This window comes from Pseudonocardia xishanensis (genome assembly GCF_039541715.1).
GTDB lineage: Bacteria > Actinomycetota > Actinomycetes > Mycobacteriales > Pseudonocardiaceae > Pseudonocardia > Pseudonocardia xishanensis.
Window position 1 is genome coordinate 1 of sequence record NZ_BAABGT010000070.1, and the last position, 13819, is coordinate 13819.

Below are 13819 nucleotides of genomic sequence, written 5' to 3' on the forward strand. Positions count from 1 at the left end.
GGAGTCCTCCTCGCTGCGGTCGTCATCCACGCCCGCCTCAGTTAAGAGACACGCTCTAGTGCCAGCGCCCCGGCCAGCACCAGCGCGAGCCCGACCAGGCCGGTCTCCGCCGCGACCTGCAGGTACTCGAGGTGGGTGAACCAGGCGTGGACCAGCTGCCCGGCGTGGTTGACGTAGGTCAGGTCCAGGCCGCCGGGACCGACCCCGAACAGCGGCGAGTCGGCGAGGCGGTCCAGCGTCTCCCGCGCCAGGGCGAACCGGTCCGACGAACCGCCGTTCAGTCGGGTGTCGGCGATCGCTCCCACGGCCAGGGTGGCCGGTGCCGCACCCCCGAGTGGCCCGACGGCGACGCCCGCCGCGGCGAGCGCGACCGCGCCGCCGAACGCGACGAGGCGAGCCCGACCGCCGAGCAGCACCGCGGCCCCCGCGGCGAGCCCCGCCGCGGCCGGCAGCGGCTGTGCCGCTGACCCTTCGGGGAACGACGGGAGCAGCCCCACCAGCCCGAACCCGGTCGCGACGGGAACGCGCGCCAGGCTGCGCAGCCGTGCCCGACCCTCCCGCGCGGCGAGGAGGACGACGAGCCCGACCGCCAGCCCCAGTGCGCCGCCGCGGCTCATCGTCGCGGCGAGCCCGAGCAGCAGGACCGAGCACAGCACCGCACGATGCCGCGCGTCGTCCACCGTGGTGACCGCGACGAGCAGCACGATGACCAGCACGGCGGCCGCCGCGTTCGCGTAGGTGAGGGTCGACGCCGCTCGCCACAGCCCGACCGACGGCATCGACAGCGGTGCCAGGTGGAAGGCGGTGCCGAGCCACCCCGCCCCCGCGACGACGACCCCGAGGGCGAGCACCACGCTGCGCACCACGTCACGGCCGCCGGCCGTGAGTCCCGCGGTCGTGACGGTCGTGGCGGCCAGGACGAGCGCGACCGCGACCGTCGGCAGGGCACGCAGCCCGTCACCCGCGGCGACGGCGCGGAGCGCCGCCCAGAGCGCGAAGGCCGTCCACCAGAGCGCGGCGGTCCCGGCCGGGGTGAGGTGGGTACGGTCCCGCGACCGGCGGAGCGCGAGGACCGCCGCCGTGCCCGCCGCCGCCACGACCAGGGCGGCGACCAGCACGAACGGTCCCGGATGGAACGCGCCCTGAGCGAGCACGGCGACCGCGAGTGCGGCACCGATGAGCGTGGCGACGGCACGGTCGCCGCGGACTTCCGGATGGACGCGCTGTGGCGTCGGTGTGATGAGCATGATGTTCCCCCTGTGACGGAGGGTGCTCCTGATGCCGACTGCCGGGGACCTCGATGACCCGAAGGGGCGACCTCACGGACGGGTGATCTTCGGCGATCATGCACACGTGGTGACCGTTCACGGCTCGATGTCGCACACGGTGAACACCGTCGTGTCCGGCCGATGAGTCCCGGCCACCCCGCCGGTCCTCCTCTCGTGTCCGACATCGACAAGGTGCTCAGGTCGTTCGTGGACGACGGGTCCGTGCCCGGCCTCGTGTACGCCGTGGAACGCGGCGAGCGGAGCGAGGTCGGGGTGCTCGGCGGGACCGGCCCGGGTGGGCCCGCGCTGCGTCGGGACAGCCTCTTCCGGATCGCCTCGACCTCGAAGCCGATCACCGCGGCGGCGGCGCTCGCGCAGGTCGAGGCCGGGCTCTACGCGCTGGACGAACCGGTCGACCGGCTGCTCCCGGAGCTCGCGAACCCCCGGGTGCTCCGGCGGGAGGACTCGGAGCTCGACGACACCGTCCCCGCCCGGCGCCCGATCACCGTCGAGGACCTGCTCACCTTCCGACCCGGGTTCGGTGCACCGCCCCTCGCCCCGGGCACCCTGCCGTGGCAGCGGGCCTGGTCCGCGGCCCGGCTGGGCGGCGACGGCCCGCCCGGCTCCCATCCCGTACCGGAGCCCGCCGAGTGGATGCGCCGGCTGGGCGAGCTGCCGCTGCTCGCCCAGCCGGGGGAACGGTGGCTCTACCACGCGGGCGCCGACGCCCTCGGTGTCCTGGTCGCGCGCGCCGCCGGGGCCTCGCTGAGCGCCGCCTTGGAGGCGCTGGTGTTCGACCCGCTCGCGATGCGCGACACCGCGTTCCAGGTGCGCGACCTCGACCGCTTCCAGCCGCAGTGGCGAGACGGCGAGGTGTTCGATCCCGTCGACGGCGCGTGGTCGCGACCGCAGGCGTTCGAGTCCGGGGGCGGCGGCCTGGTGTCCACAGTGGACGATCTGCTGGCGTTCGGTCGGATGTTCCGGCGCGGCGGCTCACCGGTGCTCTCGGCCGGGTCCGTCGCGGCGATGTGCCGGGACCGGCTCACCCCGGACCAGCGGACCGCGAGCGCGCTGTTCCTCGGCGACCGCGGCTGGGGCCTCGGGACCAGCGTGGGGCCGGACGGCAGGCACGGCTGGGACGGCGGTCTCGGCACCGTCTGGTTCGTCGACCCCGCCCGCGACCTCACGGCGGTCCTGCTCACCCAGGTCCTCTGGCCGGGCCCCTGGGGTCCCCCGATCGCCCACGCCTTCCGCACGGCCGTCGGCTGACCCCCGCCGATGTCCGGCTCACGCGCGGAAGGGGGACTCGCGGGTCTGGAGTGGGGGACTCGCCGACACCACTCCGCGAGTCCCTCACTTCCGACGTGCGAGTCGGACGGCGTCAGACGCGGAGCCAGGCGGTGGTGTCCTGGGGCAGGAGCCCCTGCTCGGTCAGGGGGGCGCTGGTCAGGACGACCTCCGCGCCCTCGGGGAGGGCGAAGGGCTCGGCGTCCACGTTCAGCAGGACCGCGAAGCCGGGGTCGCGGACGAAGCCGAGCGCACCGGGAGGCACGTCCAGCCAGGTCAGCGGGCCGTCGCCCAGCGCGGGCTCCGCCCGGCGGATCCGCAGCGCCGCCCGGTAGAGGTTCAGCACCGAGTCGGGGTCCTTGTCCTCCCGGTCCGCGGTGAAGCGCACGAACCAGTCCGGCTGCGGCAGCCACGGCTGCCCCGACCCCGGCCCGAACCCGAACGGCGGGGCGTCCCCGGACCACGGGATCGGGACCCGGCAGCCGTCCCGGCCGCGCTCGGTGTGCCCGGAGCGCCGCCAGGTCGGGTCGTCCAGGCTGGCCTCGGGCAGGTCCTCCACCTCGGGCAGGCCCAGCTCGTCCCCCTGGTAGACGTACGCGCCACCGGGCAGCGCCAGGATCAGCAGCGCCGCCGCCCGACCCCGGCGCACACCGAGCTCCAGGTCGGCGGGCTCGCCGAGCAGCGAGTCCAGTGACGTGCCGAGACCCGCTCCCGGGTCGCGGGCGAGCCGCGACACGTGCCGCGCGACGTCGTGGTTCGACAGCACCCACGTCGCGGGCGCGCCCACGAGCGCGTGCTCGCGCAGCGTCCGCTCCACCGACTCGCGCAGGGCGGGGGCCCGCCACGGCGCCTTGAGGAAGTCGAAGTTGAAGGCCGTGTGCAGCTCGTCCGCGCGCAGGTAGCGGGCGAAGCGGTCCGCCTCGGGCACCCACGCCTCGGCCACGAACACCCGCGGCGGGTCGTAGGAGTCCGCGAGGGCGCGCCAGCTGCGGTAGACGTCGTGCACCTCGTCCCGGTCCCAGTGCGGGTGGGGGCCGGGATCGTGGTGGCCCTTGTCGCCGACGTCCGGCAGGCCCTCCTCCTTGATCAACGAGTTCGCGACGTCGATCCGGAACCCGTCCACCCCGCGGTCGAACCAGAACCGCAGGGTCTCCTCGAAGTCCGCGCGGACCTCGGGGTTCTCCCAGTTGACGTCCGGCTGCTCGGGGTCGAACAGGTGCAGGTACCACTCGCCGTCCGGCACCCGGGTCCAGGCACGGCCGCCGAACATGGCCTTCCAGTCGTTCGGCGGCTCCTCGCCGCTGTCCCGGAAGATGTAGCGCGCGCGGGCCGCCGAGCCGGGGCCCGCGGCCAGTGCCTCCTGGAACCACGCGTGCTGCGACGACGTGTGGTTCGGGACGATGTCCAGGATCACCCGCATCCCGCGCTCGTGGGCCTCGCGGACCAGCGCCTCGGCCTCGTCCAGGGTGCCGAACCGCGGCTCGATCGCGCGGTAGTCGGACACGTCGTACCCGGCGTCGGCGAGCGGGGACGGGTACCAGGGGTTGATCCACAGCGCGTCGACGCCCAGGTCGGCGAGGTGGTCCAGCCTGCTGCGCAGGCCGTTCACGTCGCCGATCCCGTCGCCGTCGCCGTCCGCGAAGCTGCGGATGTAGACCTGGTAGATCACGGCGCTGCGCCACCAGGCGGCGTCGGGCTCGGGCATGGGACCTCCTCCACACGTTCCACGTCTTGTTCCATACTGTTCCATACGAGCTCGGGAGGTGCGATGCCAGGCAGACCGACGATCCGGGACGTGGCGCGGCTGGCGGGCGTCGCCCCGTCCACGGTGTCCCGCTCCCTGACCGGCACCTCCTACGTCGCGGCGGACACCCGCGAACGGATCCGCCGGGCGGCCGCCGAGCTGGCGTACGCGCCCACCGAGCGTCCCCGACGACCGGCGGCCCCGCACGCCGTGGCCGCGCTGGCGCGCTTCCCGTCGGCCTGGTTCTTCGCCGAGGCCGTCGGCGGGGTGGAGCGGGTGCTGCGGGCGGGTGGCTACCAGGTGGTGCTGCACAACGTCGGCGATCCCGCCGCCCGCGCCGACCTCCCCGGCGACGACTGGGGGCTGGCCGGGCTGATCGTCGTCGCCTCGTCCTTCACCGACGCCGAACGGGCGCGGCTGCTCGAGCTGCGGGTGCCGGTGACCGTCGTCGGCGGGAGCTGGCCGGGGATGCCGCGGGTGGGGATCGACGACCGGGCGGGCGCGGCCACCGCGGTGCGGCACCTGATCGGGCTCGGGCACACCGAGATCGCCCTGCTGGGTTTCGACCCGGACGACGGCGTCGGCCGCGAGGTCACCGAGGCCCGCACCCGGGGCTACGTCGACGCGCTGACCGACGCCGGTCTCGAGGTCCGTCCGGAGTGGATGGTCGCGCTCGGCGACGACGCGGTGGCGGGCGCGCGCGCCGTCGAGCTGCTGCTGGGTGGTGCGCGGCTGCCGACCGCGGTCTTCGCGATGTCGGACGAGATGGCCCTCGGCGCCCTGCGGACGCTGCGCCGGGCGGGCGTCGACGTGCCGGGGCGGATGTCCGTCATCGGGTTCGACGACCAGGCGGTCGCCGAGTACGCCGACCTCACCACCATCGCCCAACCGGCTCGTGAGCAGGGCGAATGCGCCGCCGCGCTGCTCCTGGAGGCGGTGGACGACACTCTCGACGGCACACCCGACATCGACCTGCCGACCCGCCTGGTCGTCCGCGGGACCACGGGGCCGCCGCCGCGCTGAGCCGGTTTCCGTCGGTGGGCCGTGCTGCACTGGACGCAGGAGGTGGTCGCCATGCACGTCCCCGGGCACTGGCGCGTGCGCGGTTGGGTCCGCTCGTACTTCCGGGGTCCCCACGGTCCGGGGGTCGAGCAGCTGTCGTTCCCGGAGGAGGCCGAGATCCCCCGGCCGCGGGAGCCGGAGCCGGATCCCGCCCGCGCGGAGGCGTCGACCGCGGGCCGTCCGCCGCGGGCGCCCGCGGGCTGAGCGGCGTCGCCTACTGCGCGAGATCGCGCAGGAAGTCGGCGATCGTGCGCTGCTCCTCCGGCGTGCGTCGTTCGAGCAGGCCGAGCACGTACCGGCCGTGCTCGGCGTACTGCGGGTGCATGCGCTCGGTCGTCGCGGCCTCGTCCCGGCGCACGATGACCTTGCGGCGGTCCGTCGCGTCCCGGTCTCGGCGCACGAACCCGGCCCTCTCGAGCCGGTCGACCACCCCCGTCACCGTGCCGGAGGTCAGTCCCGTCAGCTCGGCGAGCCTGCCCGGGGTCAGGGGGCCGTGGACGTCCAGCAGGGTCAGGAACTGGGAGTCCGTGGGGCCGAGGCCGAGCCGCTGGGCCACCGCGTGGTTGTTCAGCACCACGGAGGCGATGAACCGGACCAGCGATCCCATGATCTCGTCCTGGACGTCCGCCATCTCTCTCCTTGACAAGTATCTCGCTCAACCAAGAGACTCGTCTGAACGAGATACTTGGTGCTTCGAGTGAGGATACGAGATGACGACGGCTCTGGTGATCGGCGCGGGGGTCGCGGGCCCGGTGCTCGCGATGGCCTTGCAGAAGGCGGGCCTGCACGCCGAGCTCTACGAGGGCGCCGAGACCATGGCGGACGACCGCGGTTCCTGGCTGACGCTGCAGGTCAACGGCATGGACGCGCTCCGGGCGGTGGACGCGCACCACGTCGTCGAGCCGCTGGGGTTCCCGTCCCTGCGGATGCGGTTCCACTCCGGGACCGGGCGCGAGCTGGGTGTGATGACCATGGGCGATCCACTGCCGGACGGCACGGTCAGCCGGCTGATGCAGCGCTCGGAGCTCTACCGCGCGCTGCGGGACGAGGCCGTCGCCCGGGGCGCGGAGATCCGGCTCGGCGCGCGGCTGACGGGTGCCGAACGCGTCGGCGACCGGGTGCGGGCGACCTTCGCCGACGGGTCCACCGCCGAGGGGGACCTGCTGGTCGGCTGCGACGGCATCCGGTCGCGGGTGCGCACGCTCATCGACCCGGCCGCGCCGCCGGTCCGGTACGTGCCGGTGCTCAACGTCGGCGGGCTCGTCGAGGACTTCCCGCTGGACACGCCGTCGGACGAGTTCCAGATGATGTTCGGCAAGCGGTGCTTCTTCGGCTGGTCGGCCACCCCGACGGGCGGCGCGGCCTGGTTCGCCAACCCGCCGCGCCGCGAGGAGCCCGGCCCCGGAGTGCTCGCGGCGATGACGGACGCGGACTGGCGCGCCCGGCTGCTCGACCTGCTGTCGGTGGACGACTCGCCCGCCTGCGACATCGTCCGGGCCACCCCGGGGCCGCTGTTCGGGTGGGCCACCTTCGACATCCCCCGCGTCCCGACCTGGCACCGGGAGCGGATGATCGTGATCGGCGACGCGGCCCACGCGACCTCGCCCGCGGCGGGGCAGGGTGCGGCGATGGCGATCGAGGACGCCGTGGTGCTGGCGAAGTGCCTGCGCGACCGGCCCGTCGAGGAGGCGTTCGCGCACTTCGAGGGGCTGCGCCGCGCCCGGGTGGAGGCGGTGGTGGCCGCCGGGCGGCGGGGTAGCAACCAGAAGGCGCCCGGGCGGGTCGGGCGCGTGCTGCGGGACGCCTTCATGCCGATGATGCTGCGCCGGATGAGCACGAAGGGCGGCGTCTCGCCCGAGTGGCTGCACCGGCACCACATCGAGTGGGACGAGACGACGCCCGTCTGACGGCCCCCGGCGGCGGCTCAGCCGCCGGGGGTCAGGTCCACGCGGCGCAGCAGCTGCGCGTTGGCGGCGACGACGATCGTCGACAGGCTCATCAGGATCGCCCCGACCGCGGGCGGCAGCACGAACCCGACGCCCGCCAGCACTCCGGCCGCGAGCGGCACGCTCACGAGGTTGTAGCCGGCCGCCCACCAGAGGTTCTGGATCATCTTCCGGTAGCCGGCGCGGGACAGCGTGATCACCGACAGCACCGCGCGCGGGTCGTCCGAGGCCAGGACGACGCCCGCGGACTCGATGGCGACGTCCGTCCCCGCGCCGATCGCGATCCCGACGTCCGCCCGGGCCAGGGCGGGCGCGTCGTTGACCCCGTCGCCGACCATCGCGACGGTCAGGCCGCGCTCCTGCAGCCGCGCCACCTCGGCGTCCTTGTCCTGCGGGAGCACCTCGGCGCGCACCTCGTCGACGCCCACCTGCGCCCCGACCGCCTCCGCGACGGGCCGGGCGTCACCGGTGATCATGACGGTGTGCACGTGTCGTGCGCGCAGTGCGGTGATCGCCGCGCGGGACTCGGGCCGGACGGCGTCGGCGAGGGCGAGCGCGCCCACGACCTCGTCCCCGTCCCCGTCCCTGTCCCCGCGCAGGACGTAGAGCACCGTGCTGCCCCGGGCCGACCACTCCGCGGCCTTCTCGGCGACGTCGACGGCCGGCGTGGCGCCCGCCTCGCGGAGCAGGCCCGGCCCGCCCACCGCGATCTCGGCGCCGTCGACCGTCGCGCGCACCCCGCGCCCGGTGAGCGACCGGAACCCGGTGGCCCGCGGTCCGGGTGCGCTCACCGCCGAGTCGGTGGCCGCGGCGACGACGGCCTTGGCCAGCGGGTGCTCGCTGTCGGCCTCGACCGCCGCGGCCAGGGCCAGGGTGTCCGGCGCGCCGACCGTGTCGACGACGGTGGGGCGGCCGGTGGTCAGGGTGCCGGTCTTGTCCAGCAGCACGGCGTCGACGGTCCGCATCCGCTCGAGCGCGAGCCGGTCCTTGACCAGGATCCCGGCCCGGGCGGCGCGCGCGGTCGAGATCGCGATGACCAGCGGGATCGCCAGGCCCAGGGCGTGCGGGCAGGAGATCACCAGCACCGTGAGGGTCCGCTCGACCGCCTCGGACAGGGTCCCGACCAGCGACCACACGACGAAGGTCACCACGGCCACGGCGGCGGCGAACCAGAACAGCAGCGCCGCGGCCCGGTCGGCGAGCGCCTGGGCCCGCGACCGGGAGTTCTGCGCCTGCTCGACGAGCCGTCGGATGCCGGCGAGCGCGGTGTCCTCGCCGACCCGGTCCACCCGGACGCGGATCGCCGAGTCCGTGGCGACGGTGCCCGCGACCACCCGATCGCCGACGCCGCGCGCGACCGCGCGGGACTCGCCCGTGATCATGGACTCGTCCAGCTCGGCGGCGCCGTCGACGACCACGCCGTCCGCGGGCACCCGCCCGCCGGAGCGGACGAGCACCACGTCGCCCGTCTCGAGGGCCGACAGCGCCACCTGCTCGACCTCCCCGTCGACGACCCGCTCGGCGGAGTCGGGGAGCAGGGCGGCGAGGGCGTCGAGCGCGCCGGAGGCCTGGCCGAGCGCGCGCATCTCGAGCCAGTGCCCGAGCAGCATGATCACGACGAGGAGCGCCAACTCCCACCAGAAGTCCAGCATGAGCAGGCCCGCGGTGGTGAGCGCGCTCGCCGCGAACGCGACGGTGATCGCCAGCGCGACGAGCAGCATCATCCCGGGCCGCCGGTCCGTGATCTCGGACCAGGCGCCGGTCAGGAAGGGGGCGCCGCCCCACAGGAAGATCACGGTGCCCAGGGCGGGGGAGACCCAGCCGCTGGCCGGGGGCAGGGGGTAGCCGAGGAGGTCGGCGAACATCGGGCTGAACGCCACGACCGGGACGGCGAGGAGCAGCGTCCACCAGAACCGGGCGCGGAACATCGCGGCGTGGTCGCCGTGCCCCGCGTGCCCCGCGTGCCCCGCGTGGCCCGCGTGTTCCCCGCCGTGGTGCCCGTCGTGCTCGTGGTGGTGTCCCGTCGGGTCGCCGGTCGCCACTCCCGGGTGTTCCATCCGCTCCATGCTGCCCTCCTTGCTCGGCCGTTCGTGCTTCCGCACGAAACCCGGATACCCCCCCTGGGTATTCCCACGCCCTCGAAACCCAGCCGTGAGACGCCCGTAACGGCACATTCCTACCGTTCGGGCCGAAACCCGACGCCGACCCGACGGAGAGGCTCCCCGTGAGCAGCACACCGCACGACACCGGCGACTACCTCGCGAAACGGCAGCTCCGCACCGGCGCCGCCGGGTGGGTGCTGCTGGCCGGGCTCGGCGTCAGCTACGTGATCTCCGGCGACTACTCGGGCTGGAACTTCGGCCTCGCCGAGGGCGGCTTCGGCGGCCTTCTCCTCGCCGGGATCGTGATCGCCGCGATGTACTTCGCGATGGTCCTCGGGATGGCCGAGCTGTCCAGCGCCCTGCCGACGGCGGGTGGCGGGTACACCTTCGCCCGTCGCGCGCTCGGCCCGTGGGGCGGCTTCGCCACGGGCACGGCGATCCTGCTCGAGTACGCCATCGCCCCCGCAGCCATCGCGACGTTCATCGGCGCCTACGTGGAGTCGCTGAACCTCTTCGGGATCACCGACGGTTGGTGGGTCTACCTCGTCGTCTACGTCCTGTTCATCGGCATCCACCTCTCCGGTGCGGGCGAGGCGCTCAAGGCGATGTTCGTGATCACGGCGATCGCCGTCGTCGGGCTGGTGGTGTTCGCCGTGGCCGCGATCCCGCTCTTCGACCCGGCCAACCTCACCGACATCCCGCCGACGGACGCCGCGGGCGCCTCCGAGTTCCTCCCCTTCGGCGCGATCGGCATCTGGGCGGCGGTGCCGTTCGCGATCTGGTTCTTCCTGGCCGTCGAGGGCGTCCCGCTCGCGGCCGAGGAGGCCAGCGAGCCGGAGCGGAACGTGCCGCGCGGGATCGTGGTGAGCATGCTGATCCTGCTGGTCACCGGGGCCGTGGTGCTGGTCCTCTCGACCGGTGCGCTCGGCGCGGAGGCGCTGTCGGAGTCCGGCAACCCGCTGGTCGAGGCCCTCGGGTCCGGGGCGGCCGCGACGGTCGTGAACTACATCGGGCTCGCGGGGCTCGTCGCGAGCTTCTTCTCGATCATGTACGCGTACTCGCGGCAGACCTTCGCGCTCTCCCGGGCCGGCTACCTGCCGCGGGCGTTGTCCGTCACGAACTCGCGCAAGGCGCCGACGCTCGCGCTCATCGTCCCCGGCGTGATCGGCTTCTTGCTCTCGCTCACCGGCCAGGGCGCGATGCTGCTGAACATGGCGGTGTTCGGCGCGGCCGTGAGCTACGTGCTGATGATGGTGAGCCACATCGTGCTGCGTCGCCGCGAGCCGGACATGCCGCGGCCCTACAACACCCCCGGCGGCGTCTGGACGACCGGGTTCGCGCTGGTCGTCGCCGTCATCTCGGTGATCGCGACGTTCCTCGTCGACAGCGTCGCGGCGCTCTGGACGCTGGGCGCCTTCGCGGTGTTCATGGCCTACTTCGCCTTCTACAGTCGGCACCGTCTCGTCGCGAACGCCCCGGACGAGGAGTTCGCCGCGCTGGCCGAGGCGGAGAAGGAGCTCGGATGACGCGTCGCCAGACCCTCGGTGGGCACACGCACGAGTTCGCGGACCTCAGGGCGCTGCTCGCCGCGGCCACGCCGGAGCGGTCCGGGGACGTGCTGGCCGGGGTCGCGGCGTCCTCGGAGCAGGAGCGGGTCGCGGCGCAGGGGATCCTCGCGGACCTGCCGCTGGCGGTGTTCCTGGAGGAGCAGGTCGTCCCGTACGAGTCGGACGAGGTCACCCGGCTGATCGTCGACTCCCACGACGCGGCCGCGTTCGCCCCGGTCGCGGGGATGACGGTGGGCGGGTTCCGCGACCACCTGCTGGACCCGCGCACCGACACCGTCGCCTTGAAGGACGGGCTCACCCCGGAGATGGTGGCCGCGGTGTCCAAGCTGATGCGGGTGCAGGACCTGGTCGCGGTGGCCCGCCGCACCCCCGTCGTCACCGGGTTCCGCTCGACGATCGGGCGTCCGGGCACGCTGGCCACCCGGTTGCAGCCCAACCACCCCACGGACGACCCGGTCGGGGTGACCGCGTCCATCGTGGACGGTCTGCTGCTCGGGTGCGGGGACGCCGTCGTCGGGATCAACCCGGCCACCGACTCCCCGCAACGCACCACCGACCTGCTGAAGTTGATCGACGAGATCCGCGAGCGGTACGCCATCCCCACCCAGAGCTGCGTGCTCGCGCACGTCACCACGTCGATCGAGATCATGCGGCGCGGCGCGCCGGTCGACCTGGTCTTCCAGTCCATCGCCGGGACCGAGGCCGCCAACGACGGCTTCGGTGTGACCCTGGCCCTGCTGCGCGAGGCCCATCAGGCGGCCCGGGAGCTGGACCGGGGCACGGTCGGCACGAACTGCATGTACTTCGAGACCGGGCAGGGCGCGGCGCTGTCCGCGGACGCCCACCACGGCGTGGACCAGCAGACCCTGGAGGTCCGCGCCTACGGGGTGGCGCGCGCGTTCGATCCGCTGCTGGTCAACACCGTCGTCGGGTTCATCGGACCGGAGTACCTCTACGACGGCAAGCAGATCACCCGCGCCGGGTTGGAGGACCACTTCTGCGGGAAGCTGCTCGGCGTCCCGATGGGCGTGGACGTCTGCTACACCAACCACGCCGAGGCCGACGCGGACGACACCGACACCCTGCTGACCCTGCTGGGCGTGGCCGGGTGCTCGTTCGTGATCTGCGTGCCCGGCGGGGACGACGTGATGCTGCACTACCAGTCGCTGTCGTTCCATGATGCGCTCTACGCACGACAGGTGCTGGGGCTCGCCCCCGCACCGGAGTTCGCGACCTGGCTGGAGGGGATGGGGCTCATGTCCGGAGACGGGCGCATCACCGAGCTGGACGCGGGGTCCTCGGCACTGCGCCGGCTCACGATGGGTGTGCAGTGAGCAGGTCGGAGGCGTGGTCCCGGAGGGCCGGGGAGGCGACCGGCTCGCGGCGGGTCACCGCGGGCTCGGTGGACGGCGGGCTGGTGGACGACATCGACGCGCTCCTGGCCGAGGAGGAGTCCGCCCCGACGGCACCGGCGGCACCGGACGACCAGGACGGCCCGCCCACCCGTGAGCCGTCGCGGTGACCGACGCTGCGGCGAGCACCGATCCCTTCGACCGGCTGCGGTCCGCCACGCGGGCTCGCGTCGCGCTCGGCCGCGCAGGCGACGCGCTGCCCACCTCCCGGTTGCTGGAGCTGCGGGCGGCGCACGCCGCCGCGCGAGACGCCGTGCACTCCCCACTGGACGCCGAGGCCCTCGCGGCCGAGATCCGGGGGCTCGACTGTGAGGTGCTGCTGGTCCGCAGCGCCGCCGCCGACCGGGCGGTGTACCTGCAACGTCCCGACCTGGGCCGACGGCTCGGCGCGGGGGAGCTGCCCCGCGGCGACTACGACGTGGCCTTCGTGGTGGCGGACGGGCTCTCGCCGCTCGCGGTGCACACCCACGCGGTACCGATGCTGCGCGAGATCCTGGACCGGCTCCGCGGGTGGACCGTGGCGCCGATCGTCGTCGCGACGCAGGCACGGGTAGCGCTGGGGGACGAGGTCGCGGCCGCGCTCGGTGCGCGCAGCGTCGTCGTCCTGGTGGGGGAGCGGCCGGGGATGAGCTCCACGGACTCGCTTGGGCTCTACCTCACCTGGGACCCCAAGCGGGGGCGGCGGGACTCGGAGCGCAACTGTCTGTCGAACGTCCGCCCGCCGCACGGCACGGGCTACACCGAGGCCGCGACCGTCCTGGCGATGCTGCTGGAGGAGTCCCGCAGGCTGCGGCTGTCCGGGGTGGCGCTGAAGGCGGACCCGGCGCTAGAGGCCTGAGATCTGGCAGACCGCGATCAGGCGCAGGGTGGCCCAGTCCGTGGGGCGCCAGGTGCCGTCCTGCGGCATGGGGATCGAGGCGCCGCCCCGGCGCTGCTCGTCCAGCAGGGCGCCCGCGTAGGCGGCCAGCCGGACCGAGTCCGCGGACGTGCGCGCGGGGGCCAGGGTCGCGACCGCGCCCCGGCCGCGGGGCCGGGCCCCGTCCCGCACGATGTCCCGCACCGCCGCCGCGTGCTGGTCGACCAGCGCGGCGAGGCCCGGTTCGGCCGCGGTGGCGCGGAGCCCGGGGCGGCCGACGGTGTCCATCAACCGACGCAACAGGCGGCGGGCGGACCATTCGGCGACGGCGGTCCGCATATCGTGCAGCAGGCTCACGCGCGAATCGTAGCGAGGGATCTCACCGGATCGGGTGAACTGAGAGCCGGGCGGCCCGTCGTCAGCGGCCGTCGGTGACACAGCGCGATCACTCATCACCCGCGCACGCCGGCCGGGCGGCGGGGGACGCCCGGCGGCGGGGGACGCCCGGCGGCGCGAAATTCGTGGTGGCCCCCCGTCGGTCTCGGCTAGCGTCGGCTGCGTGCTGCTGGAACTC

13 protein-coding genes are annotated in these 13819 nt (G+C 74.3%); 8 read left to right on the top strand and 5 right to left on the bottom strand.

All coding sequences use genetic code 11. The features are described from left to right. Positions 1-41 precede the first annotated feature (41 nt). Positions 42-1247, bottom strand: a complete 1206-nt coding sequence (locus tag ABD993_RS22665; RefSeq protein WP_345421965.1) for an O-antigen ligase family protein — start codon at positions 1245-1247, stop codon at positions 42-44. A gap of 195 nt (positions 1248-1442) precedes the next feature. Between ABD993_RS22665 and ABD993_RS22670 the strand changes: the two genes are divergently transcribed. Beyond that, on the top strand, positions 1443-2537 hold the full coding sequence (locus tag ABD993_RS22670; protein ID WP_345421968.1) for a serine hydrolase domain-containing protein: 1095 nt from the start codon (positions 1443-1445) through the stop codon (positions 2535-2537). Between the two features lie 112 nt (positions 2538-2649). On the opposite strand, the gene ABD993_RS22675 is transcribed toward ABD993_RS22670, so the two are convergent. After that, the gene (locus tag ABD993_RS22675) at positions 2650-4260 is read right to left on the bottom strand and encodes a glycoside hydrolase family 13 protein (RefSeq protein ID WP_345421970.1); all 1611 of its coding nucleotides are present in this window, start codon (positions 4258-4260) and stop codon (positions 2650-2652) included. A 63-nt stretch (positions 4261-4323) separates the two neighbouring features. On the opposite strand from ABD993_RS22675, the gene ABD993_RS22680 reads away from it, so the two are divergent. Both ABD993_RS22680 and ABD993_RS22685 read left to right on the top strand, forming a co-directional pair. Further along, the gene (locus ABD993_RS22680; RefSeq protein ID WP_345421973.1) at positions 4324-5322 is read left to right on the top strand and encodes a LacI family DNA-binding transcriptional regulator; all 999 of its coding nucleotides are present in this window, start codon (positions 4324-4326) and stop codon (positions 5320-5322) included. A 21-nt stretch (positions 5323-5343) separates the two neighbouring features. Then, positions 5344-5565: a hypothetical protein gene (locus ABD993_RS22685; RefSeq protein WP_345421976.1), complete on the top strand. Its 222-nt coding sequence runs from the start codon at positions 5344-5346 to the stop codon at positions 5563-5565. Between the two features lie 10 nt (positions 5566-5575). Here ABD993_RS22685 and ABD993_RS22690 read toward each other — a convergent pair whose 3' ends face one another. Next, positions 5576-5992, bottom strand: a complete 417-nt coding sequence (locus tag ABD993_RS22690; protein WP_345421979.1) for a MarR family winged helix-turn-helix transcriptional regulator — start codon at positions 5990-5992, stop codon at positions 5576-5578. Positions 5993-6071: 79 nt separating this feature from the next. Between ABD993_RS22690 and ABD993_RS22695 the strand changes: the two genes are divergently transcribed. Beyond that, positions 6072-7268: an FAD-dependent oxidoreductase gene (locus ABD993_RS22695; RefSeq protein WP_345421982.1), complete on the top strand. Its 1197-nt coding sequence runs from the start codon at positions 6072-6074 to the stop codon at positions 7266-7268. Between the two features lie 17 nt (positions 7269-7285). On the opposite strand, the gene ABD993_RS22700 is transcribed toward ABD993_RS22695, so the two are convergent. Continuing rightward, positions 7286-9373 (bottom strand): copper-translocating P-type ATPase, encoded by a 2088-nt coding sequence (locus ABD993_RS22700; RefSeq protein ID WP_345421985.1) that lies wholly within the window; start codon positions 9371-9373, stop codon positions 7286-7288. Positions 9374-9531: 158 nt separating this feature from the next. Between ABD993_RS22700 and eat the strand changes: the two genes are divergently transcribed. From eat to eutC, 4 genes are read left to right on the top strand one after another with little or no spacing between them, the layout of a single operon-like run. Continuing rightward, entirely contained in the window at positions 9532-10935 is a 1404-nt protein-coding gene (eat, locus tag ABD993_RS22705) for an ethanolamine permease (protein WP_345421988.1), read from the top strand. Next, positions 10932-12311 (top strand): ethanolamine ammonia-lyase subunit EutB, encoded by a 1380-nt coding sequence (locus ABD993_RS22710; RefSeq protein WP_345421991.1) that lies wholly within the window; start codon positions 10932-10934, stop codon positions 12309-12311. Before eat ends, ABD993_RS22710 begins: the two co-directional genes overlap by 4 nt. Beyond that, a complete protein-coding gene (locus tag ABD993_RS22715; RefSeq protein ID WP_345421993.1) occupies positions 12308-12499 on the top strand; it encodes a hypothetical protein in 192 nt (63 codons plus the stop codon). The genes ABD993_RS22710 and ABD993_RS22715 overlap by 4 nt, the downstream gene beginning before the upstream one ends. Then, entirely contained in the window at positions 12496-13227 is a 732-nt protein-coding gene (gene eutC / locus ABD993_RS22720; RefSeq protein WP_345421996.1) for an ethanolamine ammonia-lyase subunit EutC, read from the top strand. The genes ABD993_RS22715 and eutC overlap by 4 nt, the downstream gene beginning before the upstream one ends. Here eutC and ABD993_RS22725 read toward each other — a convergent pair. Beyond that, positions 13216-13602 (bottom strand): DUF6401 family natural product biosynthesis protein, encoded by a 387-nt coding sequence (locus tag ABD993_RS22725; protein ID WP_345421999.1) that lies wholly within the window; start codon positions 13600-13602, stop codon positions 13216-13218. The two genes, eutC and ABD993_RS22725, sit on opposite strands and share 12 nt — an antisense overlap. Positions 13603-13819: the final 217 nt, after the last annotated feature.